The sequence below is a fragment of the Paenibacillus sp. JJ1683 genome, from assembly GCF_053006485.1.
Genome location: NZ_CM129820.1, coordinates 24,890 through 51,421, shown reverse-complemented (window position 1 = coordinate 51,421; position 26,532 = coordinate 24,890). Strand labels below are relative to the sequence as shown.

Here is a 26,532-nt window from a genome sequence, read left to right as displayed (position 1 = left end):
ATCATCCAAAAGAAAAAGCATCCCTTCATAAGATATGAAGGAATGCTTCTATGTACAACGTTATGAGAAAATCAGATGTCTGCTTACCAGTTCAAACCGTTGTCCCTGGCAATAGGCTCTTCCTTTACCAAAGTGTACATACTTGCAGCCTCGTCCTTGCGTGTAGTGTCGGCGAGCCGTTCCACTCGCACGGTCACCAGCTTCTGGCCAAATTGGACGGTAATTTCATCGCCCACTTTGACCGCACTGCTCGGCTTGGCTTCGCGTCCATTCACCAGCACTCTCCCTTGTTCAGAGACGTCCTTGGCTACTGTACGACGCTTAATCAGCCGCGAGACTTTCAAGAATTTATCAAGACGCATTAGTTAACGGCTTCTTTAAGCTTATTACCGGCTTTAAAAGCAGGAACGGTCGATTCTGGAATTTCAATCGTGTTGCCGGTTTGTGGATTGCGGCCTGTACGGCTAGAACGCTTGCGCGTTTCGAAAGTACCAAAGCCGATCAGTTGTACTTTGTCGCCACTCGCAAGTGCATCTGTAATTTCACCAAGTACGCCATTCAATACAGCTTCAACGTCACGTTTGCTCAAACCGCTTTTGCTGGAAATATTGTTGATCAGATCTGTCTTGTTCATAAGATAAAAGCCTCCTAAATGTCAAAAAATAATCATCACGCTACATATCCATAAATGGAGCAGACGTGAGGTCCAACTGTGGCCGTAGCCTTTCTGAATACTACTGTAACATGTTAACTATAGGCTACAGTTATTTTCAGAATTATTACAAGTTATTCGGGCTTGTCCTTAAAAATCCTGCAATGACAGGCGTTTTTTATTCGACCCCCAGTTAAGCCAACATCCTACTACAAAACTCTGCCCATTGGCAAGTCTGCTCAAGCTGGGCGTGTTTTCAACCCTGCTTATGTCTCATTTTACTGGCCCATACAGCCAAAGATCAAATCTATGGAATCAATTTCTGTCAAGGAGCTTTTTCGCTTCCTGCCAGTAGGTCTCCATTTCATCTACGCTGCTGTCTTCGGGACGACGTCCCTGCTCGCGTAATTTCTGCTCAATATACTGGAAACGGCTCACAAATTTGCGATTAGTGGCTGACAGCGCCTCCTCTGGATCTACTTCCATGAACCGGGCTGCATTCACGGCAACAAATAACACATCGCCCAACTCCAGCAACTGAGCTTCCACGGAATGCCCTTCCCGAACCGCTTCCTTCAACTCAGCCACTTCTTCGTCCAGTTTATCAAACACGCCTTCAATGCTATCCCAGTTAAAGCCTACTTTAGCTGCCTTTTTCTGGAGCTTGTACGATTTCATAAGAGCAGGTAGATCACGGGGAACCCCATCCAGCACGGAAGAGTCTGCTGCCGTTGTACCTTTAAGTCGTTTTTCCTCAGCCTTCATCTGTTCCCAGTTTTGCAGCGCCTCTTCCGCATCATTCGCTTGATTATCACCGAACACATGCGGGTGACGGAAAATAAGCTTATCGTTCAGCCCTTGGATCACATCATAGACATTGAAGGTTCCGACTTCCTCTTCCATTTGGGCATGCAGCAAAATTTGTAACAACAGATCGCCGAGCTCTTCCTTCATGTGCTCAGGATCATCCTCATCTATAGTTTCAATGACCTCATACGTTTCCTCGATCAGATTTTTGCGGATCGATTGATGTGTCTGTTCGCGATCCCATGGACATCCTTCTGGACTGCGCAAAATATCGACAATCTCATGTAGACGGTCAAAAGAACGCCGTTTCAGCGCCTCATCCTCACTGCGAGGTATGTACACCAAGGATAGGTTCCCGTAGCCCTCTACTCGATCCAGCTCGTACAGCGGCACCTTGTGGACTGCTTCCTCACCTTCTACCCCAAGCGCGTGGCCGACATACACCTCATAATCGTCAGGATACCGCTCCATCAAGCACAGCTTCACATCGGAAGCCGTAAAAGTGTCATATACCTGTCCGATCAGCGTGTGCAACTGAGGCTGGAGCCAGCTCGCATCCAGTGTACCTGCATCCAACAGCTGGAAACCCTCAATCGGATCAAAACCAAGACGCACAAAAGCCTCATCCAGGAAACTTTCGCCCCCCAAGATGTTTAGTTCAATCCCTTGCGCAGGACAACGCTCCTTGAGCAACTGCACCGCTGCTTCCGCCACCATCGGGTGACCGGGAACCGCATAGACGATTTCGCTTCCGTCTGCCGCCTTAGCAGCTGTTGCCATCAATTGACTGGTAATTTCCTCGTATACCTCTGGAAAAGATTCCTTTGTCTCATATACCGCATCAAATGACTCAAAGGCCACTTCAAACTCATCCAGCACTTGAACCGCCGGATGTTCCTTGGTTCGCAGATATAGCGCTGAAGCCCCCCGCATTTTATTCAATATCCCTATCGTAAGCTGATCGGGATCTCCCGAGCCCAGACCTACGATCGTTAATGTTACGCTCATATCCAATCCTCCGTTCCGCAAAAGCAGGATTCATGCTCGGAAAAAACACCCGGCGCAATCCAATCCAGCTTCCGCTTCCTTTGCTTTGGCATTTACTATACCACAAAGTTGTATAGGCTCATAAAATGGCTTGCGCAGCTGTCGCGCGGCAAGTCGTATAACCCCGGCTAAGCCAGTACACGCAGTCTGCGCAGCACGGCTGCCAGCGGGCGTCCGAGCTTGGGCACTGCCACAAGCTCGGCTTCCGTGATCAACCTCAAGCGTGCGAGGCCGATCACGAACACCACAGCGCCTGCAGCTACTCCCAGCAGGCTCTCCGCCGCTGCCGTGGCACGACCTCCGGCAGCCCATCCCAAGGCACCCAGCACAGCACTGGTGCCCCACATCGCCGCCCCGGCTGCACCAGCCAAGGCGACAAGCAATGCCGCCGGTTTGAGTACACTGGCGGACCAGCTCCCGCGCAGCCCCACCAAGCGGGCCAGCAGCGCGATGTTGATCACTGCCGCCAGCAGATAGGCGACAGCCCCCGCAATGGCGGCACCAGCCGTGCCTAGCTGCGGCACGAGCAGCCAGTTTAGCAGCGCCTTGGCTGCTGCGGCCGCGAGCATCGCCAGAGCTGGCGCACGAACCGCGCCAAGCCCTTGCAGTAGCGCAGCCGAGATGATGCTGAGCGTACCTCCTACGGCGGTCAGCGCCATCCAGCGCATCACCGTGCTGCCAGTGTCGTCTGCATACAGCATCACATTGACGGGCACGGCCAGCACGATCAAACCTGTCGCAGCGGCTAGTCCCAACAACCAAAACCAGCGTAGCGATTGCTCGCACTGACGACGTGCCAGCTCCGTACCTCCGGTTACCCGAGCCTCAGCCAGCGAGGGTATGAACAATGCCGACAATGTGGTGGCAAACATCATGACCAGCTGTACTAGCGGAAGCCCCCGGTTGTACACGCCGAAGGCCACCATAACCGCCGTATCGTCCAAGCCCTCTTGCTTTAACAAGCGAGGGACGGTAAATGTATCTACCAGGTTAATTAACGGAACGGCCAGCGCTCCAAGGCAAACAGGCAAGGCATAACGTAGCAGCGCCTTTAGCAAAGCGCCGTTGCTTTCCGTTGGGTGAAGCTCACCAGTCTGGGCTTGCACTGTTGTCATTGCCGTCTCTTGCCGCCTAAGTCTCTTTTTGTGACCTCGCCAATACAACAGCATGATCACCAAGCCCGCTGCTCCGCCTGCTGCTGAGCCAAACACTGCTCCAGCGGCTATCATATCCGCCCCTGCTCCTTGTGACAGCATGAACAGCAACAATATGATCATCACGCTTACCCGTATCGCCTGCTCCGTCACTTGGGAGACTGCCGTTGGAATCATATTTTGCAAACCTTGAAAATAGCCTCTCAGTCCCGCCATAACCGGCACGAACAAGAAGGCAACCGCTGCCGCCCTCACCGATGGAATGACGTGAGCATTGTCGATCCACTGGCCGATTAGCGGCGCACACGTATACATCAGCAGCCCCAGAATCAATCCGAATATGCCCAATACAAGCGAAGATAGCAGGGCAACACGTTGCCCTGCTGCCCGGTTCCCCACAGCCTCATACTCAGCTACAAATTTGGATACAGCCACCGGGAATCCAGCAGCTGCAATGGTAATGAACAGCGTATAAAAAGGATAAACCGTATTATAAATGCCAAACACGCCGTCGCCGCCAATATTTTGCAGCGGGATTTTTTGCAATGTGCCGATCAGCTTGCTTGCTACCGCTGCCATTGTCAAAATGACAGCACCCCGTAGCAGCCGCGAAGCGGCGCGATTTTCCTGCATTCTCCGTCTCCACTCCCACCTGGATAAACATTTTTACGAGTCCTATTATACCGTCTCTTCTCCCGGAAAGAAAAAAATCCCTGTACAACGTTGAACGGCTTTGTCCGTTTTGTACGTCATACAGGGGTGAAACGGGGTGTTACTGTTCCATTTGTTTGCCCAGGAAGCCAGCGGCTGTTTCAGCCATCTTGACCTCCATTTCGGACATTTTTACATTTTCATCCTTGTTCAACAATATAACAGAGCCGATGGGATCACCACCCGAAACAATGGGAGCCGTCACAAAGGACGAGAGTGTTTCTTCGTGGTCTCGCGTCAGCTCATAAGAGCCGCTGGCTGTCTCCAGCACAGTCTTGCGATTATCCATGCTACCTTCGATAATGCTACCGATTTGCTTGTCCAGAAACTCTTTTTTCGAGCCTCCAGCCACCGTAATAATGGTGTCACGATCGGTAATCATCGTAATATGGCCTGTGCTTTCAAACAGGGACTCAGCATATTCTTTGGCGAAATCACCAAGTTCACCAATAGGTGAATACTTTTTCAAAATGACTTCTCCGTCACGATCCACAAAAATCTCTAGCGGATCTCCTTCACGAATCCTCAAGGTGCGGCGAATTTCCTTTGGAATAACTACCCGCCCAAGATCATCAATACGGCGAACAATACCAGTAGCTTTCATTTCACATGTTGCCCCACTTTCTCAAGAAGAATTTAGTAAACTACTGACGGTATCGAAAGACGCTTCCACTCCCCCAGAAGCGGTCACGAAGAACGTCGCGGTCATGGTGTTTATGGTGATATCTGACCATAGTATTCATCTGTTCCCAATTCCTTATGCATGTTCAGTTATTTACCTTCGTTTGCAGCTCCATCTTTGGCTGTTCCAGCTTTACTATCGCCCGTACCGCTTGTTGTTCCGCTCGGTGTAGTTGTGCTGCCCGCACCGGACGTTGCACCACTTTTCTCTTGCGTAGCAGGTGCCTTCGGCAGATTGATTTTCAAATCAAGCTTCGCCAAATCATTTTCGGTAAAGTTTTGGATACTTTCCCCTGCCAATTTATTTTTCAGGGCAGCCTTCTCGTTGTCCTTCAATTTATCAAATGTTGGCTCATTGCGGGACTCCACTTTGATCACGTGATATCCGTATTCTGTTTCCACAGGCTCACCAATTTTGTTAATCGGTTGAGTCTCGGCAGCGTCTTTAAAAGCAGGTACCCACTGTGCTACAGATGCATTCTCATACAGCCCCCCATTAGATGCGGAACCTGGGTCTTCCGAATACTTCTTGGCAATCGTCGCAAAATCCGCTCCACCGTCCAGCTTCGTCTTTACTTCTTTGGCGAGCTTGAGAGTAGCCTCTTTTGTGCGCTGTTTCTTAGTTTTTGGATCTTCGAAATTAATCAATACATGGCGCACGGTTGCTGTCGTGAATTGATCTTTATTTTTCTCAAATTCCTGTTTCAGCTGATCATCCGTTACTTTATTGGTTTCGCTGTTGATTACCGTCATGACACGCGTGAAGTAATCTTTCACACCTTGTTCGGTCAGCTTCTGATCACTCAGAAATGTCTTAAACTTATCTTCGCCGACCGACTTTTTATACTGCTCCAACTGCTCGTTCCCTTGTTTGGCGCCCTCTTCCTTGGCTTTATCGTCCGCTTTGGCCGCCAAAAGCTTGTACACTACTTCCTGCTTTACAATTTGCTCACGTACCTGATCAGAAGCTAAAGCAGCCTCATACTCTGGGTACAGAAATTTCATCATGCTGATTTCTTGGTTGAACTCATTTTCGGTAATCGTTCCACCCTTATAGGTCACGACAACCTTGCTGTTGTCTTTCGGCTCATCCTTGACCTTATTCTCATCCGCTTGCTTTGTACATGCTGCCAGCACCGATATAGCTAGCAACGCTGCCATGCCCAAGGAGAGCATTCTCCAAGGTTTTCTTTTATTTAGTTGTGGCATTTTGCAGTTCCTCCTTCAATGTGAATGCTTCTTTCAATGCACTCAAAAATTGCTCCAGCAGTTCTAGCAACTGTGGATCATTTAGACCTTTGCCCTTTATGCGTGCGCTCATAGAAGTGCCCTGTTCAAATTGTACACGTCTTTCAAAGCGATTGCCAATCTCGGCAAGTTTGGCCGTCTGAACCGCGTGCTGACGACCTTCATGGAATTTCAGCACTATATTGTCATCCCGCTGCACAATGGACTCGATTCCATACATCCGTCCATATACTTTAAGGCGAGCCACGGCAAGCAAATGACGAACAGCCTCTGGCAGATCGCCAAATCGGTCGACCAGTTCGTCCTCCAGTTCGGAAGCCTCATCAAAGGTACTGACCGCTGCAACCTTCTTATAAATCTCAATCTTCTGGATGCTGTCATAAATATAATCTCCCGGCAGGTAAGCATCGACACCCAAATCAATCGATGTACTCCAATTCCGGTTGGATTGATCCTCTTCTCCAAGCACACTGACTTTACGTTTGTTGATTTCCTCAGCCAGCATTTGCGAGTAAAGGTCAAAACCAACGGAAGCGATGAATCCGTGCTGCTCGGCGCCAAGTAAGTTACCCGCTCCGCGGATGGACAAATCACGCATTGCAATCTTGAACCCAGAACCCAACTCCGTAAATTCTTTGATAGACTGAAGCCGCTTCTCCGCCACCTCTGTAAGCACCTTATCTCGCTGGTACGTGAAATAAGCATAGGCAATCCGATTGGAACGGCCTACACGCCCACGCAGCTGATAAAGCTGGGAAAGCCCCATTTTATCAGCATCATGCACAATGAGTGTATTCACATTGGGGATATCCACACCGGTTTCGATAATGCTCGTGCTAACCAGTACATCATATTCACCATCCAGGAAATCCAAAATGGTTTTCTCCAGTTCCGTTTCAGACATCTGTCCGTGACCTACGCCCACCTTGGCGTCTGGGACAAGTGCATTGATCTCGGCAGCCATCTCCTGAATCCCCTGTACGCGATTATACAGGTAGTACACCTGTCCTCCACGTGCCATCTCGCGTTCAATGGCCTCGCGAACTAGAGTCTGGCTATGCTCAACTACATAGGTCTGCACTGGAAAACGGTTTTCTGGTGGCGTCTCAATAACTGACAAATCACGTACACCCAGCATGGACATATGCAGCGTACGGGGAATAGGTGTAGCCGTTAGTGTCAACACGTCTACATTCGTTTTCAGTTTTTTCAGCTTTTCTTTGTGCGTTACGCCAAAACGTTGCTCTTCATCGACAATAAGCAGCCCCAGATCCTTGAACACCAGATCCTGGGAAAGTAGACGGTGAGTACCAATGACAATATCCACCGTACCTTGTCGAACTCCCTTGGTCGTCTCATTCTGCTCTTTGCGCGAGCGGAAACGGCTCAATACCTGAATATTGAACGGATACCCGGAAAAGCGCTCACGGAAAGTCTCATAGTGCTGTTGTGCCAAAATCGTCGTCGGTACCAACACAGCCACTTGTTTGCCCTCAATAGCAGACTTAAAAGCAGCACGAATAGCCACCTCAGTCTTGCCGTAGCCTACGTCACCGCACAGCAAACGATCCATCGGACGACTCTGCTCCATGTCCTTTTTAATTTCTTCAATAGCCCGAATCTGGTCACGTGTCTCATCATACGGGAACATATCCTCAAATTCCTGCTGTTCTGGTGAATCCTTTTCAAAAGCAAAGCCTGGTGCTGACTGTCTTTCCGCATATAGCTTGATCAAGTCATCTGCGATGTCCTGAACCGAGCTGCGCACCTTACTTTTAACACGTGTCCACTCATTGCCGCCCAGTTTGTAAATCTTGGGTTCCTTGTCCTCGGAGCCCACATACTTCTGAATCAGATCAATTTGTTCAATCGGTACAGACAGCTTATCTCCGCCCGCATAGAGGATATGCATGTAATCCTTATGGATACCGCCAACCTCCAGCGTACCGATTCCCATGTACTTCCCGATTCCGTGATTTTGGTGTACGACATAATCGCCCACCTTCAGCTCGCTATAGCTCTTAATCCGCTCTGCATTGTCTACATGTCGCCCCTGCTTACGTGCTTTCCGCTGCTTCTGGGAGAACATCTCACCCTCGGTAATCACCGCCAGATGAATAGACGGCATCTCAAAACCGCTTTGCAGATTACCAATCGCCATCGTCGGCTCATCAATACCGTAGTCTTGAAGCACTCGCCGCATCCGATCCAGACGTTCATCTCCGCTCGCCAGCATCATAACCTGTGTGCCTGCCTTGCGCCAACGATCCATCTCTGCCTTGAGTACATTCATTTGACCGTGGAAATCCTGCATGCCACGGCAGATGAAATTCAAAATATTTTGCGGCTGTGTATGCGGAACCTGGCGAAGAAAGATCGACAGGAACAGCGTTTGAAATCTCCGATTATACAGCAGATTATCCGAGTTATCCGATAGCTCCAGTTGCGGTAGAGTTTTACCGTTTTGAAGCAAATGCAAATTCCATTCAGACTCATCCCGCTCTAGCTGCCTGGCTGTTTCTAGCATCCGTGCTGGTTCATCAATGATTAGAATCGTATCTTCCGGCATATAATCAGCCAAGGTTTTGCGTTCAGGATACAGCAGGGAGATATATTTATAGATTTCGTCAAAATACACATGCTCCCGCAGCAGCTCAATTTCACGATGAATTTCCTCTTTCAGATGCTGCTTAGCCTGACGATCTGTCATTTTGTCCAGCTGTTCCTCCAACAACAGAGCAGCGGCATCAGCAGCTTGATCCATACGCTGGTGGCTTGCAATAACTTCCTTACATGGCGTTACAGTAACTTCCTGTACCTTTTCAACCGAACGCTGATCTTGCGGATCAAACATACGGATGGAGTCAATTTCATCATCAAACAACTCCACACGATAGCCCCATCGGGTTGTCATTGGATAAAAATCAACAATTCCCCCGCGTACACTCATCTCCCCGCGGGATTCAACACGCTCTACACGCTGGTATCCCATCTCCACCATATGCAGCAAAAATGCTTCCAGCTGAATCGTTTCTCCCTCTTTCAGCTCAACACGAGCCTCACGCCATGTTTCCGGGATTGGTAGTAGACGCCGGACTCCAGAAAACGGCACGACAACAACCCCACGAAAACCCTGGGCACATCGGATCAATACATCAATTCGTTGGGATAACGTCTCTGGACTGGATATGGCTGCTTCAGCAGCTACCAACTCGTTAGCTGGATACAATAAAACCTGATCAGGAGAAAGCGCTTCCTGCAAATCATCTGCTATCTTTTGAGCGGCAAACATATTGTGCGTCATGACCATTAACGGTCGTCCAGTATCTTCAGCAAGTGCGGCCATCAGGACCTGTCTTGAAGAGCCTGACAAGCCTGATATCAGCTGTTCCTTCATGCCTGAGGAAATACCTGCCGCAATGGATGCATAATCAGCATCCTTCGTAAAAGCCTGAATAAGTGCTTGTAACAAAAAAGGCACCCCTTTATGCTTATAAATAGTTACATGTAAACCGAAAAAGAAGCCTCAGCAATGCTGCCAAGGCTCCATAAGCGGAATTGCCGCTTCACCTCTCAAGCTGGTACATCAGACCAGTTGAATACCTGTTATTGGAGCGGGTTTACGAGCAGACTCAGCTCCGGATTATTCTCCAGTGCCTGACTGCAATGCTCGCAAATGACCTTAACGGTCACCTCACCACCCGAATTATACGCTATTATATCTCTACGTTCAGCAGGGGTCAAGGAATGGAAGCCCAACCTTTCTTCGGTTATTGCAGCGGAGTCAATTCGCCCTAAGAAAGTTCGACAATGTCTGCATACATAATTAACAACCATGTAATGTATATGCCTCCTGAAAGTTTTCTATACCTTTCAGTATGTCCAACAATCTTCCATTTAAGCCCGTCTACCTACGTCAGAACTTACTTGTTGAATTCAGCCATCGTCCGCTCAAACGGATGATTCAGACTGTATTCTAAAGCGTTGCACGTATCTTCTATCATTCCGGTCAATAGTTCCTTTTCCTTCTTTGGAAAGGTGCCCAAAACATAATCGACAATAGCATGTCCAGGCTCTGGGCGAGAAATGCCCATGCGAATCCGGTTGAAGGATTGCGTCCCTGTATGCTGAATGATCGATTTAATGCCATTATGCCCGCCTGCGCTACCTTGATAACGCAGTCTTATTTTACCGACCTCTGTATCCAGATCATCGTAAACGACAATCAGATCTTCCATATCGGCCTTATAGTAGTCCATGTATGCACGTAGAGACTCGCCTGAGAGATTCATATATGTCATAGGCTTAATCAATACCGTTTTCACGCCACCAATGTGCCCCTCACCAATCAATGCCTTACATTTGCTTTGGGTAATCTGGATATTATGGCGTGAGGCAAGTGCATCTAAGGCCATAAATCCGACATTATGTCTCGTTTTCTCGTATTGGGGACCGGGGTTGCCCAATCCTACAATCCACTTCATTAGCCTTGACACCTCTTTCGAAGTCTTGATTTTTTGGTAAAATAGTTTTAGTGAACAGGAAGGTGCGTGCCGATATGCTCAATCAAGGTGATATCCTCTTATATGACAGCCATTTTCTATATCATTTAAAACATTCCGTTCCTGTCCAAATTTATGACGGGAATGTACATGTTCAAATTGGCATCGTTGCGCGTTTTAATGAGCATTTCGTCGAAATCGAGGACACACTATACAATCGTCAACGCTTCACATTCATATCTCGGCCAGGCTTTTAGCCTGACATGCTGATAGGGGTTACCTTTTCCATATGGAAAAAGCAACCCCTTTTTTAATGAGCCAGCGCTTATTCGATTTCAAACAGTTTGCTGATCGACAATTCTTCATGCACACGGATGATGGCTTCTCCCATTAATGGAGCCACAGACAGTACCTTCAGCTTGCTTGTCGGATTTGGGTGAACGATCGGGATCGTATCCGTCACAACCACCTCTTTTAATGGCGAATTCTCCAGTCTTTCCATCGCAGGACCGGACAGCACGGCATGTGTACAACATGCATACACATCTTTTACGCCGCCTTCTTTAAGCGCATTTGCACCCAATACAATCGTTCCGGCTGTATCAATGATATCATCAATTAAAATAGCCGTCTTACCTTCAATGTTCCCGATGATATTCATCACTTCACTGACATTTGGTTCTGGACGACGCTTATCAATAATAGCGAGCGGCGCACTCAGGAAGTCCGCCAGCTTGCGCGCACGAACAACCCCACCATGATCGGGTGAAACGACAATCGGGTTCTCAATTTGCTTGGAACGGAAATATTGGGCCAGAATTGGCGCTCCCAGCATATGATCAACTGGAATATCAAAGAATCCCTGAATCTGCATCGCATGCAAATCCATACTGATTACGCGGTGAGCCCCCGCCTTTTCAATCAAGTTAGCGACAAGTTTCGCCGTGATTGGATCACGCGAACGAGCCTTACGATCCTGACGAGCATAACCGTAATATGGCATAACAACATTGATACTTTTGGCAGAAGCGCGTTTAAGTGCATCAATCATAACCAATAACTCCATCAAGTTGTCGTTAACTGGCAGACAAGTGGACTGTACAATATACACATGGCAGCCGCGAACACTTTCCGACAGCTTAACCTGAATTTCACCGTCACTAAACGATGTGGTATGGGATTCCCCCATTGGGATTCCGATGTAGTCCGCAATCTGGTGGGCTAACTTCGGATTGGAGTTACAAGTAAATATTTTGAGTTTGGAATCGCAATAAGTCATTAATAGAAACCCTCCGTGCTGGTTCATTCATTACAGATTCAACAGCTTGCTGATTAAGGTCATTCCGATCTTTTTTTCTTTGCTTTGGCACGCGCGCGGATTTTGTCCGCATATCCGGCTTTGTTCTCTTGACGTGGTCTGGCAATGGCCAGGTCGTTATCAGGGACAGCATGTGTTACAGTGGAGCCTGCGACAACATAAGCACCTTTTCCAATCTTAATCGGGGCGATCAGATTCACATTGCTGCCAATAAAGGCATCGTCTTCAATTTCTGTAATGGATTTATTATATCCATCATAATTAACCGTTATTGCCCCGCAGCCAATATTTACGTTTGTACCCACCTTGGCATCACCGACATAGCTCAAATGAGACACCTTGGAATGATCTCCAATGGTCGCATTTTTCACCTCTACAAAATCACCAATCTTCACATGTTCGCCAAGCTTCGCGCCTGGACGCAGATAAGCAAACGGACCTACAGATGTACTGCTTCCCACTTCCGCTTCGTTCAACACCGAATGTTTCACTGTTGCTCCTGAGTGGATAATCGTATTCTTGATCTCGGCCTGCGGGCCAATCACACAATCTTCTCCGATTTGTGTTTGACCATACAGCCATGTATTTGGGTACAATACTGTATCGGAACCAATGACAACATCGCTTCCGATGTAGGTAGAAGACGGATCAATGACGGTGACACCATTCAGCATATGTTTGCGAACGATACGCTCGCGCATATAACCTTCAGCAACCGACAAAGCAACTCTGTCGTTTACACCGATAGATTCCGACACGTCATCTGTCAAATACGCCTCAACCTTCTCACCTTCGCCATGCAAAATACCAATGACATCGGTCAGGTAGTATTCCTGCTGTGCATTGGCGTTCGTTACCTTGTCCAGCGCTGCGAATAACTTGGCATTGTCAAAACAATACGTTCCTGTGTTAATCTCACGGACAGCATCTTCCTCAGGTGAACAATCCTTCTGTTCCACGATCTTAAGCACGGCCCCGGAAGTATCACGAATAACTCGTCCATATCCTTTCGGGTCGTCCAACTCGGCGGTCAGAATCGTTGCAGCCGCTCCGCGGCTTTCGTGCAGTTGTACCAAACCTTCCAGCGTTTCCGCTGTGATCAACGGAGTATCTCCACAAATGACAATTGTGGTGCCCTGCTCCTGACCAAGCAGGTCCTTGGCTTGCTTGACAGCATGGCCCGTTCCCAGTTGCTCTGCCTGAAGCGCATATTCTGCCGACGGTCCCAAATAAGACTGTACCGCCTCTGCTCCGTGACCCACGACGACTACACTGCGGGACACACCGATTGCACGAACCGTGTCGAGCACATGTCCGACCATCGGTTTTCCGCACACCGGATGCAGAACTTTATATAATTTGGATTTCATACGTTTTCCCTGCCCTGCGGCAAGAATGACTGCCAACCTTTCCAACAAGTCCAACCTCCTATCCTGAAAATAACAGTTACCCCTCGGCTAAAACGTTAATTCCCAGATCAGATTTTGCTTAACTTTTCACAATCCTCCTGAAAAATAACGGCGAACCTTTGGTTAATGGCTATTTTTTCAGGCCAGCTTGTGCTGGACGTTCATCCCCAGGACGCATCGCTGCCTAGTCCCTGTCTTATGAAAAAGCCGCTTCGGCAGCCCGGATGGCTCCAAGTTGCCTTAAAACTGACTGTTAACTCACTAAAGAATATATCTCATTCCAGACAAAAAGAAAAGAGAGCCACAGTTAGTGGCTCTCTTTTTCTTTTGTACCCCAATCCTGCTTTAGGCGAATTAAGCGCCTTCTTCAATAGCAACTTCTTCATCAACAGCTGCACGTTCGTACTCAGTCAATACAGCAGCTTGAATCTTTTCACGAGTTCCTGAAGATATCGGGTGAGCGATATCGCGAAACTCTCCGTCAGGGGTTCGTTTGCTTGGCATAGCTACGAACATCCCGTTGTTACCGTCGATAACTCGGATGTCATGAACAACAAACTCGTTATCAATTGTAATGGATGCAATCGCCTTCATTCTTCCTTCTGAGTTCACTCGGCGGAGTCTAACATCCGTAATCTGCATGTGTGTTTCACCACCTTTTTCCAAATAGGACTTGGTGTATACATTCCACACAGCATTTCGAATTCCTTCTTTTTTTGGACAATTCGTATCCTAAATTCAGGTAATTTTTTTGAAAAGATTTCTTTTCGACATATTTAGGTATTTTATGATGAATTGTGACAATTTACTGCCCTGTTAACTCATCAAAATAATTACCCAGCTTGACTGTAATTTGCTTACTTCGAGAATCGACTGCGGTCAGATTTGCCAGTGAAATATAATCGTGCAACAGGCGCTCTTCGTTCTCTACCTCGCCCGACTCTACCAGAACACCGACACCAGCTACCTCAGCATCAAACTCTGCTAACAAGTCAACCATTCCTTGTATCGTGCCGCCAGCCTTCATAAAATCATCTACGATGAGCACACGCGATTTCTCACGCATTGCACGTCTGGATAAAGACATCGTATGCAGGCTCTTTTGTGATCCAGAAACATAATTAATACTTACAGCTGAGCCTTCTGTCACCTGATGGTCACGTCGTACAAGCACGACTGGCAAATTAAGCTGTGCTCCGGTTGCATATGCGAGCGGAATGCCCTTCGTCTCTACAGTCATAACCACATCAATCTGACGATCGGCAAAAGCGGTCGCAAATATTTTACCTGCTTCGTTCATCATCGCTGGTTGGCCCAGCAAATCGGATAAATATAGGTACCCTCCCGGTAATATGCGATCAGGCTGCTCCAGTTGCGCGCACAAGTCATTCGCAAACGCAAGCGCATGCTGCTTGGAGAGCCGTGGGATCAACTTGACGCCCCCTGCTGCTCCCGCCAGTGTCAGAAGCTCGCCAGTACCCTCATCCTCAAATACTTCTTTGATAATAGCTAGATCCTCGCTTATCGACGACTTAGCTGCCCCGTATCGATCTGCAAAATGAGTAAGAGGCACCAATGTATGCGGCCGTGACAACAAAAATTGTGTCATTTCCACCAATCGTGAGCTTCTTTTAAGTTTTTTCACAACAATTCCTCGCGATCTATTCTCCTGCCGCCCGCTTCGTACATAAAGCACCGGCGGACTGGCCGGTTGCTGGCGGAATGTAAGTGATATAGTAAAATCCGAATATTTAATAGTAAATATATCATCTTCGTACGTATTTGTACAACAATTACCACTATAATATGAAGAAAATATCTAAAATCAGGTCAAAAGTCGTACTGCGTATACATCTTTACAAAAGCCTCTTAGTCCGTTATAGATCCGTGGCACTTTGGCTTCCTTAGATACCAACCCGAACACTGTAGGTCCACTGCCTGACATCAGCACGCCATCTGCTCCTAAACGGATCATGGAGTTTTTAAGATGCTCCACTTCTGGATACAGCTTTAATGTCACATCCTCCAGTACATTACCCAGGGCGTTGCATACATCGGTAAAAGAAGCGTTACGAATCGCCTGTTCCATCTGCCGGGCAGACGGGTGGTACGTAATCTGATCCGCTTTGACACGACCATACACTTCAGCCGTCGAAACATTAATCGGCGGCTTGGCGAGAATCACCCAGCATTGTGGCGGATTCGGCAGTGGCTTGAGCAGTTCTCCGCGCCCGCTCGCTAAAGCTGTGCCCCCTGTAATGCAGAAAGGTACGTCTGAACCCAATTCAGCACCCAGTACCCTTAATTCCGCATCCGAGATACCGAGTTTCCACAGCTTGTTCAGTCCACGCAATGCTGCAGCAGCATCGCTGCTTCCGCCTGCTAATCCTGCAGCCACCGGGATATGCTTATCCAGATGGATATGGACGCCTGTAGACACGTTATAACGTTCTTTGATCAGACGCGCAGCCTGAAAAGCCAAGTTCTTTTCATCCAATGGTATGTACCCGGCTTGACTTGAAATGATAATGGTATCACGCGGTAACTCGGACATCGTCAATCGGTCGGATAGATCAACCATAGTCATGATCATTTCGACCTCGTGATAACCATCATCCCGCTTACGTAGAACATCAAGCATTAAATTAATTTTCGCCGGTGCTTTTTCATATATTTTCAAGGCGTTCACCCACCTTCAACTTTTCCCTCAAGACAGCTTAACATATTATATCAGACTCAGCCTGTCAAGTCATGAGGTTCAAAAAAGCGGAGATGCCCCGGTATGACCCCGGATATCCCCGCTTTTCATCAGCACCACCGAGAGCTACGATTTGCGAGAAGCCGCCTGCTCCGCAAGCTGAATGGCCCGCTTGACCATATTGCCCGCATCCTTGGCTTTAATGCCTCCCCAGCCTTCTTCCTTGACCGTGTCGTAAAACCCCAGATCTTTGGCTAGTTCGTACTTTAGCTCTTCCGACATAACACTCCGTCTTCTTCGGCTCATGCATACGCCTCCTTCGGCAATGGAATAAGGAAGATCATTCCCGCCTTAGTATGTGCAGAGATATCATGCTTCATCCTGCTCTGCAAATACAAAACGACCCCGCCATTAAAAATGACGAGGTCGCCGTTAAACCTGCAAAGCTGGTATAAATCACGTAAAAAAGAATTAAGGTGTTTCGAAATATTCGACTACACTTGTGTGAGAGTCGGGATCATATACACTGACCTCCACCGACTCGGTAAGAATGTCAGCATAGCTGTAGGAGACACGTTTAAACGTCTGTTGCTCCTGATCCAGCTTGACGATAAAAACAGAAGGGTACGTTTCTTCCAAGACACCAGTTCGTTCGACGGTCTTACGGCGTCCGCCGTTAGCCCGCAGCAAAATCTTTTGCCCTACATGTGCGTCGAGACTGCGTTTGATTTCCAACAGCGTATTTTTAGCCATTGCCTAACGACCACCTCTTTCCTTGTCCATTATAACGAATTTTAGAGGGATTGTCAAATCAAGCTAAATATTATAACAACACGAAAAATAAGTTGTCAATTTAATTTTTTGCGAACAGGAATAATATACATAAAAAATGACAAAAAGCCTCTAAAAAGAGGCTTTTGTTCAGATAAATCCCATCATACACATTTGAATCTCAGATCGCTGAAGGCGTTACTTTAAGCGTTGACAAATTTTCAAGCTTCGGCAAACCGATGCGGTAGCTTCCCCTTGTTTCAATTCCACCCACTCCGCGGCTGCCACTGATGGTCTGGTGAAACAAGTCTCCCATATTGACCGTATCACGGATTGAAGTAAATGCGGCCTTGGCAGCCACGTAAACGGGGTCCAGAGCGTGAATCAAGATACGCCCTGGGGAACTGGCAAAGTTGGCTCCAGCACGCAGCAGCGCCTCAAAATGGGACTGGCACGCACCCGCTACAATTGTCAGTGAATCCAGATGACGCTCATATTGTCTCGCTACCTGAATCGCTGCCACAAAATTTTGCGAATTCTTGTAGCTTTTCAAGCTGTACAAATCATAAGGCTGCGGTTGCTTTAGCACACCATCATGTCCAGTGATGACTACAATATCAGGACGAATGCGGGGAAGCAGTCGGTATAACGTATCCGCCATTGCCGATTCGTGAACGTGATGTCCCTCTGCGGGAACACGGAGCTGTTCATATAGACTGAGACATTTCCTTAAATAGCCAGGGTCTCCATCCAGATGAAGAACCTTTCCTGGCATTTCAAAATACGTTGACTCCACCGGATCACTCCACTCTCCAATCAGAGCCGCCTGGCTACGGGCAGCTTGCTGCTGGCGTGCCCGTTGCAAAAGATTAAGAGACTCCCCGGCCTTAATGTGGGCCTGTTGAGTCTTACCGCTAACCTGGTCTGCCGGCACTCTGACCAAATCGTTCACCGGGGAATCAGCCAGTAGCCGAAATTCCGTCCCCTTAATGATCGCTTTATCCCGCTGGATGTCCTCAACGCGAAACGTGACATCACCGCCGTACGATTTCCGAACGACCAAGTCTCCTAAACTCATCACACTGTATCACCCCTCCTATATCGTATGGGTGAATGCACAGTTTGGTTCCAATTTAGGATATTCCAGCCTCTAACAGCACGGCGCTGAGACGCGCAAATTCCTCGATACTCAGCGTTTCCCCTCGACGGGAAGGCTCAATACCAGCTTGTTGCAACAGCGGCTCCAGCGTGTCCCTGTTCTCTTTAGTGAAGAAGCGGCTTTTTAGGTTATTTGAAATGGTTTTACGACGTTGGGCAAAGGCGGCATGAACCACTTCAAAGAAATGCCTCTCGTCCACCACTTCCACCGGAGGAACTTCTCGTACACGCAGCCGAATAACTGCCGAATCAACATTCGGCTGAGGAATAAATACTGTATTCGGCACCGTACAGACTAACTCAGGCTCGCTGTAATATTGCACGGCTATGCTTAAGCTGCCGTAATCCTTCGTACCAGGAGACGCAGCCATGCGCTCAGCCACCTCCTTTTGAATCATAACGACGATATTCTCCAAAGGAAGCTTGTCCTCCAGTAGACGCATCAGAATCGGTGTAGTGACGTAATACGGCAGATTAGCGACGACACTCACTTTGCTCACGTCTGCAAAATCGACTGCGAACACCTCACGCAAGTCCAGCTTCAATACGTCTCCATGACGAACCTTTACGTGATCGTAAGGGGCCAGCACTTCTTCAAGAATGGGCAGCAGCCGCTGATCAATCTCGACAGCGGTAACTGCCTTAGCCGATTGCGCCAATTTTTCAGTCAAAGCTCCAATCCCCGGACCGATCTCAAGCGCACCCTTTGTATCATCCAAACCGGCAGCATTTACGATCTTGCTCAGAATATTTTGATCAATCAAAAAGTTTTGTCCCAAGCTCTTTTTGAACGAAAAACCGTGCTTTTGAATAATCTCCTTCGTACGCCGCGGTGTTGCTATATCTTGAATCCCTGTCATACGGATATCACAATCCTTCACTTTCGATTTGTGCCAGCGCACTGGCAAATTCCTCACGGCTGATCTGAAATACAGAGAGCCGCTTATGTAGCTGCTTTCCGTTACAATAGCCAATACCCAGTACATTCCCCAAGGCCATACGGCGTGCAGCAGCATTGGGATGGGTAATAAGTCCAGCGTCAATCAGGTCCGCCCATTCAATCAGCGGTTCGGCACCTTCCACTGTCGTATGTACCCGCGCGAGAGCGTGTCTGATGGCTTCCGGGGAGGCATTCTCTACGCCAATATCCCCTTTGCGCGTCGCCTCTGCCTCAGGTATAAAAGCCTGCTTGCAGCCGGGTACCTTGGAGGCGATGATTTTACGGATACGCTCCCCTGCATGATCGGGATCAGTTAAAATAATGACCCCCCGCCGTTCCTGCGCCAATGCAATTTTCCGCAGCGTCATTTTATTAATGGCTGAACCGCCAGTTTCTATCGTATCTGCTTCGACAGCACGGCGAATGGCTACCGTATCATCCCGGCCTTCCACCACGATCACTTCCTTGATCATCTTCGTTTCCCTCCACTGCTACACAGCAACATATATTTATCTTTCCCTGCTTTTGAAAACAAAATAAGAAGAGGGTATCCTCTTCTTAGCATGGCATAACTATGTTGTTAATACTATCGCATTGTCCTCAACATACACAACCTGTTTTAGTTGATTTCCGGCTTTACAGGTCCGATAACATATACGGTTTTACCGTGCTTACGACCAAATTGGTTGGCCCGGCTCAAACTCTCATAATACACATCGATTTTGTGGCCTTTAATCGCGCCACCGGTATCCTCCGCACGGCGGAAGCCCACCCCTTCAATATACACCCACCACCCGATTGGAATTACACTCGGATCGACAGCGATGGTGCGTCCTTCCGTGACACGTGTGCCGGAGGCGGTACGTGTACCGATACCTGGCTCTTGTGCGGAATACGCCGTCATGGAGACGTTTTGTAAAACTTTTCTATAATTAAAATTAATACCTGCTTTACGGACAGCACTGCCCGAACTAACCTTTGTAGCCTTAACTGCATCTTTAGGGCCGATGGAAGCAGCTAGAACGACCGGTTTTTTCTTCGTTCCTACCGCAATTACCTTATCCACACGATTCTGTGCGACTTCCTTGTTGACCAGCTGTTTGGATACCAATTTTCCATCATGGTATACCTTTTGAACATGCTGGACTACCACACCCGATTTGCCACTTTGAATGACTCGATTATCGCCTTTATAGAGACTTGGATCTGCCGTTTTGATGACCTGATAAGGCACTTGTTTTTTCTGTTCGACCTGCTGTTTCTTCACACGGACGATTTTTATGTCCATGTTAGCTGAAACAGAGGCATCCAACGCAGGGTAAACTTTATCCGTTGATGATAATTTATAGCCCGAAGTGCGAATGGCACCCTCTACTGTATTTTCTGTTGTGTACAGCTTTTTCGTCTTATTGCCTGAGGATACTTTAACCTGATTGGCACGTTTGATGACTACGCGATCCCCATCCTGTACTGCTCCATTTAGCGGCATGGAAATTGTATCATGCGGCTGAAGTGAAATAGAATGCTCATTGAGCAAATCTTGGAGCTTGGATTCCCGGGTTTCTACCGCAGATGCCTTACCATCGATGACAAAAAAGACTTGTTTTTTTGATTGCGTGTACATCAGAATTGAAATCATAATCGTTAGTGCGATTAGAAAAATAGCAACCAAAGCAGCCTGGCGCACATTCTCTTGCTTCCAACGTAATACGTAAGACATGCTGGATGAGCGTGACTCATGGGTCTCCTCTTTTCGGAAAATGCCCATTTCCTCCGTCCTCCTTACATAGCCCGCCGTCTGGAGTAAGACATAGTTGATCGTTGACGTGACTATAACAGATTTTCTACAAGACAAGCCCGTACTGCGACTGTCCTGCACCATGTACCCGTCTTCGCGGCATGCTGTCCTCCCCTGTTTAACCACAGTATGATGACAGATTTTCTTTTATTCACAACAAAAAAAGCCAAAGAAAGAGACTAGAGAGCTCTTTCGTGGCTTCCAACATGTGTGAATATGCGGGAAAACTCATGCACGAGATGGCTTCTCTCTTGTTACGCTTACGGGGTTAGCTGTCGGGTTCGGACGTAGAGAGTCGCCCTAGCTTAGGTCAACCGCTCATGGCGGTCGCCTTCACATTCACCCCGAAGACCCAGAAAGAAATCGAAATACGGCTTCTCTACCTGTTCATCCCATTCGGGAAATGAATTTCGGTTGAGCCGGCTGCTGAAGAGACATTCTCTCTTGCACATACGCCGGACGTACTGTAAGCCATATCGGTTCCCCCGTTCCCTGCAAAAGGGACTCAGCGAGACTGGTTCATGAAATGATTTGTTGATGTTTACACTCAACAACAATTCACTGAAAAGATGATATCCTGTTTCCATGCATGTTGTAAAGCAGGTTTCAAGTACATTTTTTAAAATATTCGGTTAAAAAATTGTAATATTCTTGAGTTTCCTGCAACAAAATCATAATTAGCTCCGTCTATCTCTTTATTTTGATTGATTTCTTCGCTTTTTCACTGAATGTCAAATCGTTCCAAAGCATTTTGGGTCGTAATGGATACCAATTCCTCCACCGTAATTCCCTTAATTTGGGCGGCTGCCTCTGCCACCAATCTCACATGGGCCGACTCATTTCGCTTCCCGCGAAACGGATGAGGCGTCAAGTATGGTGCGTCCGTTTCAATCAGCAGACGATCCAGCGGAACCTGGGCCAGTACCTCTTTTGGCTGCTTGGCATTTTTGAACGTTATGGGCCCGCCAAAGGAAAGGTGAAAGCCCATATCCAGCACCATTTTAGCGGTCTCCCAGCTCCCAGAAAAGGAGTGCATGACTCCGCCAATCTCGCTCGCCTTTTCCTCACGTAAAATTCTCACAATATCTTCATGCGCATCCCGGTTATGGATAACAATTGGCATGTTGAGCTCACGTGCCAGACCAATTTGGTTTCGAAGCACCCGCTGCTGTACATCCTTTGGTGATGTATCCCAATAGTAATCCAGACCGATCTCTCCGATCGCTACAACCTTTTTATGACTGCATAACGATGCAATCCATTCTAAATCCCCCTCCTGCATTGTAATAGCATCCTGCGGATGCCATCCAACGGCCGCATAAATAAAATCATACGTCTCAGCCAGCTTCATGGTGGATGGAATGGTCTCACGATTAAATCCGATATTGATCATCCGTGTTACTCCTGATTCGACAGCACGTGCTATAACTTCTTCACGGTCTTCGTCAAATTGTGGGGCATCCAGGTGAGTATGAGTGTCGAATAAATCCAAGGTTTTCATCTCCTTTTTTTACTTACATTTCTATATATTTGTCTATTGTTTGACAAAATAATTCCTTATTTCGGCAGGAAGCCTGTCTTTTACCCCGTTCAATTTATTTTGGGGAAAATACATGTGATATTTTCCTCGGTGAATGCCACTTATTGAGCGCACAATTTCTGAAACTTCGGATATTTCCCGCACCTCGCCCTGACGTCCAAGCAGTAAAATCTGGTTGTCCGTTGAGCCGCCCTGCCGAAACACATCATAAGGAAGATCTGTTGGAAAATCAATTTCAAGATCATATTCAGGATGCAATCCAGCCTCTTTCAAAGCCTCTCGAATATGGTCAACGGTATCTGTATCCATATTTTCAATCTCTACATATTTATACAATCTACGATCCATAAAACGGCTACTCAAATCACTTAAAATTTCATCCTTTTCTCGTTTCCATTGGCCAAATACCGTCTGAATCAAAGACTCATCCAGCATCAAATACTGCTCCACTGTTAGTTCTCCTTTTAACAGATCGGGCAGCGGATCAAGCAGAAAACCAAACTCATATCCGTTTTTGAACAGTTCCTTTGCTCTCTTAAAAATTTTACGTAACAGGATTTCCGAGCTGCGTGTTACAGGATGGAAATAAATTTGCCAGTACATCTGATAGCGTGACATTAGATAATCCTCTACAGCATGCATACCCGACTCTTTTACGACAATTCTCCCATTATGAGGACGCAACAAACGTAAAATACGATCCAAATCAATCGTTCCGTAGTTAACACCTGTCGAATGAGCATCCCGCAACAAATAATCCATACGGTCAGCATCGAGCGGACTTGTTACCAGGTTGACAACAATCGGCTTATCATACGTTTTGGCTATAACCGCCGCGACTTTGTGGGGCAGCATCTCATCCACTTGCCGTAGCACAGCGTTAATCTTCGTGTCGCCCAGTACAATGCGGCATGTCCAATCCTCATGGTTCATATGAAAGGCTTCTTCAATGGAATGAGAAAATGGACCGTGCCCCACATCGTGCAACAAAGCAGCACACAGAGCAACCAGTCTTTCTTCCTTTGGCCAGTCGGGAAAGTCTCCACGTTCAAATTGGGAAATGATGCGTCTCGTAATCTCGTATACGCCCAGTGAATGTGAAAACCGGCTATGCTCCGCTCCATGAAACGTCAGATAAGATGTGCCTAACTGCCGAATGCGTCGTAAACGTTGGAACTCCGGCGTATTGATCAATCGCCATATCGCAGTATCCTGAACATGGATGTAATTATGTACCGGGTCCTTAAAAACTTTTTCTTCACTGAGTGGCTGGTGCAAGATATCAGCTCCTTTAATATTCGGAATAATGGATTAAAATACAATAAAATCCTAAACGCCCTCCCTTATTCGACATTGTTTGTCGTAATATGTCGAATTATCACTTTTCGACATTTCCAAATCGACACACAAGACAAATCATCCGTAAAATAAGGTAATTCACATGAATAAAGCTCTTTGTTCTAAATACTTTTGCATAATTAGGCTGTTACTACTTTTTTAAGGTTGACTGTTTTGGGAATCGTTGGTATAGTAAATATCAGAAAAGAGAAAATTTTGTCGAATGATGACACTTATATTATTTTAAACGGCGAGAGGAGCCTGATTTATTATGATGAAATCCACTGGTATTGTAAGAAAAGTTGACGAGCTCGGACGTGTTGTTATTCCAATCGAATTGCGCCGTACCCTGGGAATCGGAGAGAAAGACGCTTTGGAAATTTACGTTGATGGTGAGCGCATCATGCTTAAAAAATACGAGCCTGCTTGTATCTTCTGCGGCAATGCTGAGAACGTAATTTACTTCAAAGGGAAAATTGTTTGCCAAGATTGCATTTCCGAAATCCCAACACCTGTGACAAACTGAGAATTTTAGTATATAATAGACTTATCAGAGATTGTTAATTCTAACCTTTTTCATATATACTCCTTGTTGCCTTCCACGGTTTGAACCCAACCGTTGGAAGGCCCTTTTTTGTTTACACACGTACTCATAAAAGTGCGTTGTATACATCCCTCTTGGAAATTGAACGGTCTGTGGCTGTACGCTTCATGGCATCCTTGCGCGTAAGCCCCTCTGACTCGTAATGCGCGACGTGAGACTCCAAAGATAAGTCCTGCCACCATGCCTGACGCTCCTGTTCCTCTTCCTCTTCGTTTTTCCCCTCAACGACCAGACAATATTCACCAATCGGTGGGTTCTCCTCTAGTTTTGCAAGACATTGCTCCACTGTTCCACGCACCCATTCCTCATGCAGCTTGGTCAGTTCACGGGCAAGTACTACGTTGCGTGATCCTAATGTTTCCTTTATTACTGTCAATGTCTTTACAATACGGTGGGGCGACTCATAAAAAAGAATCGTGCCATGGGATACCTGAAATGATTGTAACAACTTCTCTAGATCCTTTTTCTCCCTTGGTGGAAATCCAGCGAAGGTAAACCTCTCTGTATCCAGTCCTGAGGCAATTAAAGCGGATAGTGCAGCATTTGCCCCTGGGATAGGAATAACACTGATTTCTGCTTCAAGTGCCAGCTTGACCAGATCCGAACCAGGATCAGAAATGGCCGGTAGACCTGCATCGCTAACCAGTGCCAAATTTTTTCCTTCTATTATATAACGTATCAGCTCAGGCCCACTGGCAGCTTTATTATGTTCATGATAACTGAAGAGCATTTCCGGCGTGATGTCAAAATGTGTGAGCAATTTGCGTGTTTGCCTCGTATCCTCAGCAGCGATAATATTGCATGACTTTAGGGTGTTAATTGCCCTAAAGGTCATATCGTCCAGATTGCCAATCGGGGTAGCAACGAGATATAACTTTCCCCGTTCCTCTTCACGGTTACTAAAGCTTTTTTGTACAGCTGCTGTCACACTGAATCCCCCTTGCTTACTTCTCCATAGATTTCCCTTATTTCCTGAGTATAGTTCCCATCTTCCTGATATACAATGAGTGGGGGTAATAGACGAACTTCCGGTTTGCCGTCACGCATTGCTTCAACAAGTACCATATTTGCTTCCATATGAATCCGTGGGTGAACAAAACGTATCCGCTTGGGTTCCAGGCTATAACTGCGCATCAAGGATATAATCTCACCCAGGCGCTGTGGGCGATGAACCATCGATACTTTCCCCCCATTTCGGACAAGCCGAGAACATGCCTGGATGACTTCTTCCAGTGTACAGTTCACTTCATGACGAGCAATGGCCTGGTGAGGATTCAACTTGATATCGCTACCATTTAGCGGCATATAGGGAGGATTCACGGTAATCGCATCATACGCGCCATGTCCCGTGATTTGAACCAGCTCACGCAAGTCTCCTTCCCGAATCTCAATTGCAGATTCTAATCCATTCAAACTGACAGACCGTCTAGCCATATCTGCCAGGCGTGGTTGAATCTCAATTCCTTCAATAGATGCTTTGGTGCGTGTCGTCAACAGTATGGGAACAACCCCATTGCCCGTACACAAATCGAGAATCTTCCCACGCTGAAGCGGAATACCAGCAAACCGTGCCAGCAAGACCGCATCCATCGAAAAGCTGAACACTTCATCACTCTGAATAATACGCAGATTATGTGAAAGCAGATCATCAATTCGTTCAGACTTCTTTTCATTTTCGTACATAATGCTCTCCTATCCTATAACCTAAATCGCTTTTTACTCATACTTCCTTACAAAAAAGCCGTAGGCATCTTGCTCCTACGGCTTGTTTTTATTTATTCAAAAATGACAGACAGAAGAGGCAATCGCCTTCTGTTCGCAAATGTCCGTAATACACGTTGCATATATGAAATCCTTCATGATACAGCCTTGCCAGATTGTCGTAGCCTTCGCCCACGACCTCACCCGTCTCCTCTTCATTCTTAACGACGATCGGAGGAGGAAGCTTCGGCTTGCTTGCCGTCTTTTCTTCTCCAGAGGTTTCACGTTTGAGCATCTTGCGCACCTGTTCGTTTTCAATCGTTAGTCGTTGATTTTCCTCCAGCAGCTCTTTTACTGCCAGTTTCAATTCACCCAGATCGCTATGCAACTGTCCCATTTGGGTTTCCATTTCGTGAATACGCGCAAAAACATTTAATTTATCCAAGTTTCCACCC

At 47.2% G+C, this 26,532-nt stretch carries 27 protein-coding genes and 1 riboswitch; of the genes, 2 read left to right on the top strand and 25 right to left on the bottom strand.

Translation table 11 applies throughout. The annotated features are described in order from the left end of the window. Positions 1 to 83: 83 nt before the first annotated feature. The 9 genes from ACUC6J_RS00240 to pth form a co-directional block, all read right to left on the bottom strand. Complete coding sequence (locus ACUC6J_RS00240) at positions 84 to 362, bottom strand: RNA-binding S4 domain-containing protein (RefSeq protein ID WP_016818913.1); 279 nt, start codon at positions 360 to 362, stop codon at positions 84 to 86. Next, positions 362 to 634 carry an HU family DNA-binding protein gene (locus tag ACUC6J_RS00235; RefSeq protein WP_007428028.1) on the bottom strand — a complete coding sequence of 91 codons (273 nt, stop codon included), beginning with the start codon at positions 632 to 634 and terminating at the stop codon, positions 362 to 364. Before ACUC6J_RS00235 ends, ACUC6J_RS00240 begins: the two co-directional genes overlap by 1 nt. 333 nt (positions 635 to 967) lie before the next feature. Then, on the bottom strand, positions 968 to 2,467 hold the full coding sequence (locus ACUC6J_RS00230) for a bifunctional methyltransferase/pyrophosphohydrolase YabN (RefSeq protein ID WP_090891338.1): 1,500 nt from the start codon (positions 2,465 to 2,467) through the stop codon (positions 968 to 970). Positions 2,468 to 2,634: 167 nt separating this feature from the next. After that, entirely contained in the window at positions 2,635 to 4,293 is a 1,659-nt protein-coding gene (locus ACUC6J_RS00225) for a putative polysaccharide biosynthesis protein (protein ID WP_044787824.1), read from the bottom strand. A 139-nt stretch (positions 4,294 to 4,432) separates the two neighbouring features. Next, positions 4,433 to 4,975 (bottom strand): stage V sporulation protein T, encoded by a 543-nt coding sequence (gene spoVT / locus ACUC6J_RS00220; RefSeq protein WP_013368681.1) that lies wholly within the window; start codon positions 4,973 to 4,975, stop codon positions 4,433 to 4,435. A gap of 167 nt (positions 4,976 to 5,142) precedes the next feature. Next, a complete protein-coding gene (locus ACUC6J_RS00215) occupies positions 5,143 to 6,261 on the bottom strand; it encodes a peptidylprolyl isomerase (RefSeq protein WP_414085899.1) in 1,119 nt (372 codons plus the stop codon). Continuing rightward, a complete protein-coding gene (gene mfd, locus ACUC6J_RS00210; protein ID WP_016818917.1) occupies positions 6,245 to 9,772 on the bottom strand; it encodes a transcription-repair coupling factor in 3,528 nt (1,175 codons plus the stop codon). The genes ACUC6J_RS00215 and mfd overlap by 17 nt, the downstream gene beginning before the upstream one ends. A 134-nt stretch (positions 9,773 to 9,906) precedes the next feature. Next, positions 9,907 to 10,137, bottom strand: coding sequence for an anti-sigma-F factor Fin family protein (locus ACUC6J_RS00205; RefSeq protein WP_007428020.1), 231 nt, complete (start codon positions 10,135 to 10,137; stop codon positions 9,907 to 9,909). An 86-nt stretch (positions 10,138 to 10,223) separates the two neighbouring features. Further along, complete coding sequence (pth, locus tag ACUC6J_RS00200) at positions 10,224 to 10,784, bottom strand: aminoacyl-tRNA hydrolase (RefSeq protein ID WP_016818918.1); 561 nt, start codon at positions 10,782 to 10,784, stop codon at positions 10,224 to 10,226. Between the two features lie 74 nt (positions 10,785 to 10,858). Between pth and ACUC6J_RS00195 the strand changes: the two genes are divergently transcribed. Then, positions 10,859 to 11,059: a hypothetical protein gene (locus tag ACUC6J_RS00195; RefSeq protein WP_013368676.1), complete on the top strand. Its 201-nt coding sequence runs from the start codon at positions 10,859 to 10,861 to the stop codon at positions 11,057 to 11,059. Between the two features lie 68 nt (positions 11,060 to 11,127). Here ACUC6J_RS00195 and ACUC6J_RS00190 read toward each other — a convergent pair whose 3' ends face one another. The 13 genes from ACUC6J_RS00190 to ACUC6J_RS00130 form a co-directional block, all read right to left on the bottom strand. Continuing rightward, positions 11,128 to 12,081, bottom strand: a complete 954-nt coding sequence (locus ACUC6J_RS00190) for a ribose-phosphate diphosphokinase (RefSeq protein WP_013308125.1) — start codon at positions 12,079 to 12,081, stop codon at positions 11,128 to 11,130. Positions 12,082 to 12,140: 59 nt separating this feature from the next. After that, positions 12,141 to 13,538, bottom strand: a complete 1,398-nt coding sequence (glmU, locus tag ACUC6J_RS00185) for a bifunctional UDP-N-acetylglucosamine diphosphorylase/glucosamine-1-phosphate N-acetyltransferase GlmU (RefSeq protein WP_447249585.1) — start codon at positions 13,536 to 13,538, stop codon at positions 12,141 to 12,143. A gap of 345 nt (positions 13,539 to 13,883) precedes the next feature. Further along, entirely contained in the window at positions 13,884 to 14,171 is a 288-nt protein-coding gene (gene spoVG / locus ACUC6J_RS00180) for a septation regulator SpoVG (RefSeq protein ID WP_007428016.1), read from the bottom strand. A gap of 163 nt (positions 14,172 to 14,334) precedes the next feature. Next, positions 14,335 to 15,174 carry a pur operon repressor gene (gene purR, locus ACUC6J_RS00175; protein ID WP_013368673.1) on the bottom strand — a complete coding sequence of 280 codons (840 nt, stop codon included), beginning with the start codon at positions 15,172 to 15,174 and terminating at the stop codon, positions 14,335 to 14,337. Between the two features lie 180 nt (positions 15,175 to 15,354). After that, positions 15,355 to 16,209, bottom strand: a complete 855-nt coding sequence (ispE, locus tag ACUC6J_RS00170) for a 4-(cytidine 5'-diphospho)-2-C-methyl-D-erythritol kinase (RefSeq protein ID WP_016818920.1) — start codon at positions 16,207 to 16,209, stop codon at positions 15,355 to 15,357. A 144-nt stretch (positions 16,210 to 16,353) separates the two neighbouring features. Further along, positions 16,354 to 16,533, bottom strand: coding sequence for a small, acid-soluble spore protein, alpha/beta type (locus ACUC6J_RS00165; RefSeq protein ID WP_007428013.1), 180 nt, complete (start codon positions 16,531 to 16,533; stop codon positions 16,354 to 16,356). Between the two features lie 165 nt (positions 16,534 to 16,698). Then, positions 16,699 to 16,980: a biofilm formation stimulator Veg gene (gene veg / locus ACUC6J_RS00160; protein ID WP_013308120.1), complete on the bottom strand. Its 282-nt coding sequence runs from the start codon at positions 16,978 to 16,980 to the stop codon at positions 16,699 to 16,701. A 199-nt stretch (positions 16,981 to 17,179) separates the two neighbouring features. Then, positions 17,180 to 18,076: a sporulation peptidase YabG gene (yabG, locus tag ACUC6J_RS00155; protein WP_025363644.1), complete on the bottom strand. Its 897-nt coding sequence runs from the start codon at positions 18,074 to 18,076 to the stop codon at positions 17,180 to 17,182. A 55-nt stretch (positions 18,077 to 18,131) separates the two neighbouring features. Further along, the gene (gene rsmA / locus ACUC6J_RS00150) at positions 18,132 to 19,016 is read right to left on the bottom strand and encodes a 16S rRNA (adenine(1518)-N(6)/adenine(1519)-N(6))-dimethyltransferase RsmA (protein ID WP_016818922.1); all 885 of its coding nucleotides are present in this window, start codon (positions 19,014 to 19,016) and stop codon (positions 18,132 to 18,134) included. Positions 19,017 to 19,023: 7 nt separating this feature from the next. Beyond that, positions 19,024 to 19,569 (bottom strand): ribonuclease M5, encoded by a 546-nt coding sequence (gene rnmV, locus ACUC6J_RS00145; protein WP_016818923.1) that lies wholly within the window; start codon positions 19,567 to 19,569, stop codon positions 19,024 to 19,026. Positions 19,570 to 19,715: 146 nt separating this feature from the next. After that, positions 19,716 to 20,864: a 3D domain-containing protein gene (locus tag ACUC6J_RS00140; RefSeq protein WP_016818924.1), complete on the bottom strand. Its 1,149-nt coding sequence runs from the start codon at positions 20,862 to 20,864 to the stop codon at positions 19,716 to 19,718. A gap of 271 nt (positions 20,865 to 21,135) precedes the next feature. Continuing rightward, positions 21,136 to 21,415: riboswitch (cyclic di-AMP (ydaO/yuaA leader) on the bottom strand. Positions 21,416 to 21,615: 200 nt separating this feature from the next. Continuing rightward, positions 21,616 to 22,386, bottom strand: a complete 771-nt coding sequence (locus tag ACUC6J_RS00135; protein ID WP_016818925.1) for a TatD family hydrolase — start codon at positions 22,384 to 22,386, stop codon at positions 21,616 to 21,618. A gap of 42 nt (positions 22,387 to 22,428) precedes the next feature. Next, positions 22,429 to 23,712 (bottom strand): HD domain-containing protein, encoded by a 1,284-nt coding sequence (locus ACUC6J_RS00130; protein WP_123796604.1) that lies wholly within the window; start codon positions 23,710 to 23,712, stop codon positions 22,429 to 22,431. A gap of 331 nt (positions 23,713 to 24,043) precedes the next feature. Between ACUC6J_RS00130 and ACUC6J_RS00125 the strand changes: the two genes are divergently transcribed. Beyond that, positions 24,044 to 24,298, top strand: a complete 255-nt coding sequence (locus ACUC6J_RS00125) for an AbrB/MazE/SpoVT family DNA-binding domain-containing protein (RefSeq protein ID WP_007428005.1) — start codon at positions 24,044 to 24,046, stop codon at positions 24,296 to 24,298. A gap of 124 nt (positions 24,299 to 24,422) precedes the next feature. Here ACUC6J_RS00125 and rsmI read toward each other — a convergent pair whose 3' ends face one another. From rsmI to yabA, 3 genes are all read right to left on the bottom strand, one after another. Next, on the bottom strand, positions 24,423 to 25,304 hold the full coding sequence (rsmI, locus tag ACUC6J_RS00120; RefSeq protein WP_016818927.1) for a 16S rRNA (cytidine(1402)-2'-O)-methyltransferase: 882 nt from the start codon (positions 25,302 to 25,304) through the stop codon (positions 24,423 to 24,425). After that, entirely contained in the window at positions 25,301 to 26,059 is a 759-nt protein-coding gene (locus tag ACUC6J_RS00115) for a tRNA1(Val) (adenine(37)-N6)-methyltransferase (protein ID WP_090891328.1), read from the bottom strand. The genes rsmI and ACUC6J_RS00115 overlap by 4 nt, the downstream gene beginning before the upstream one ends. Before the next feature lie 88 nt (positions 26,060 to 26,147). Further along, positions 26,148 to 26,522: a DNA replication initiation control protein YabA gene (gene yabA / locus ACUC6J_RS00110; protein ID WP_016818929.1), complete on the bottom strand. Its 375-nt coding sequence runs from the start codon at positions 26,520 to 26,522 to the stop codon at positions 26,148 to 26,150. Between the last annotated feature and the right edge of the window lie 10 nt (positions 26,523 to 26,532).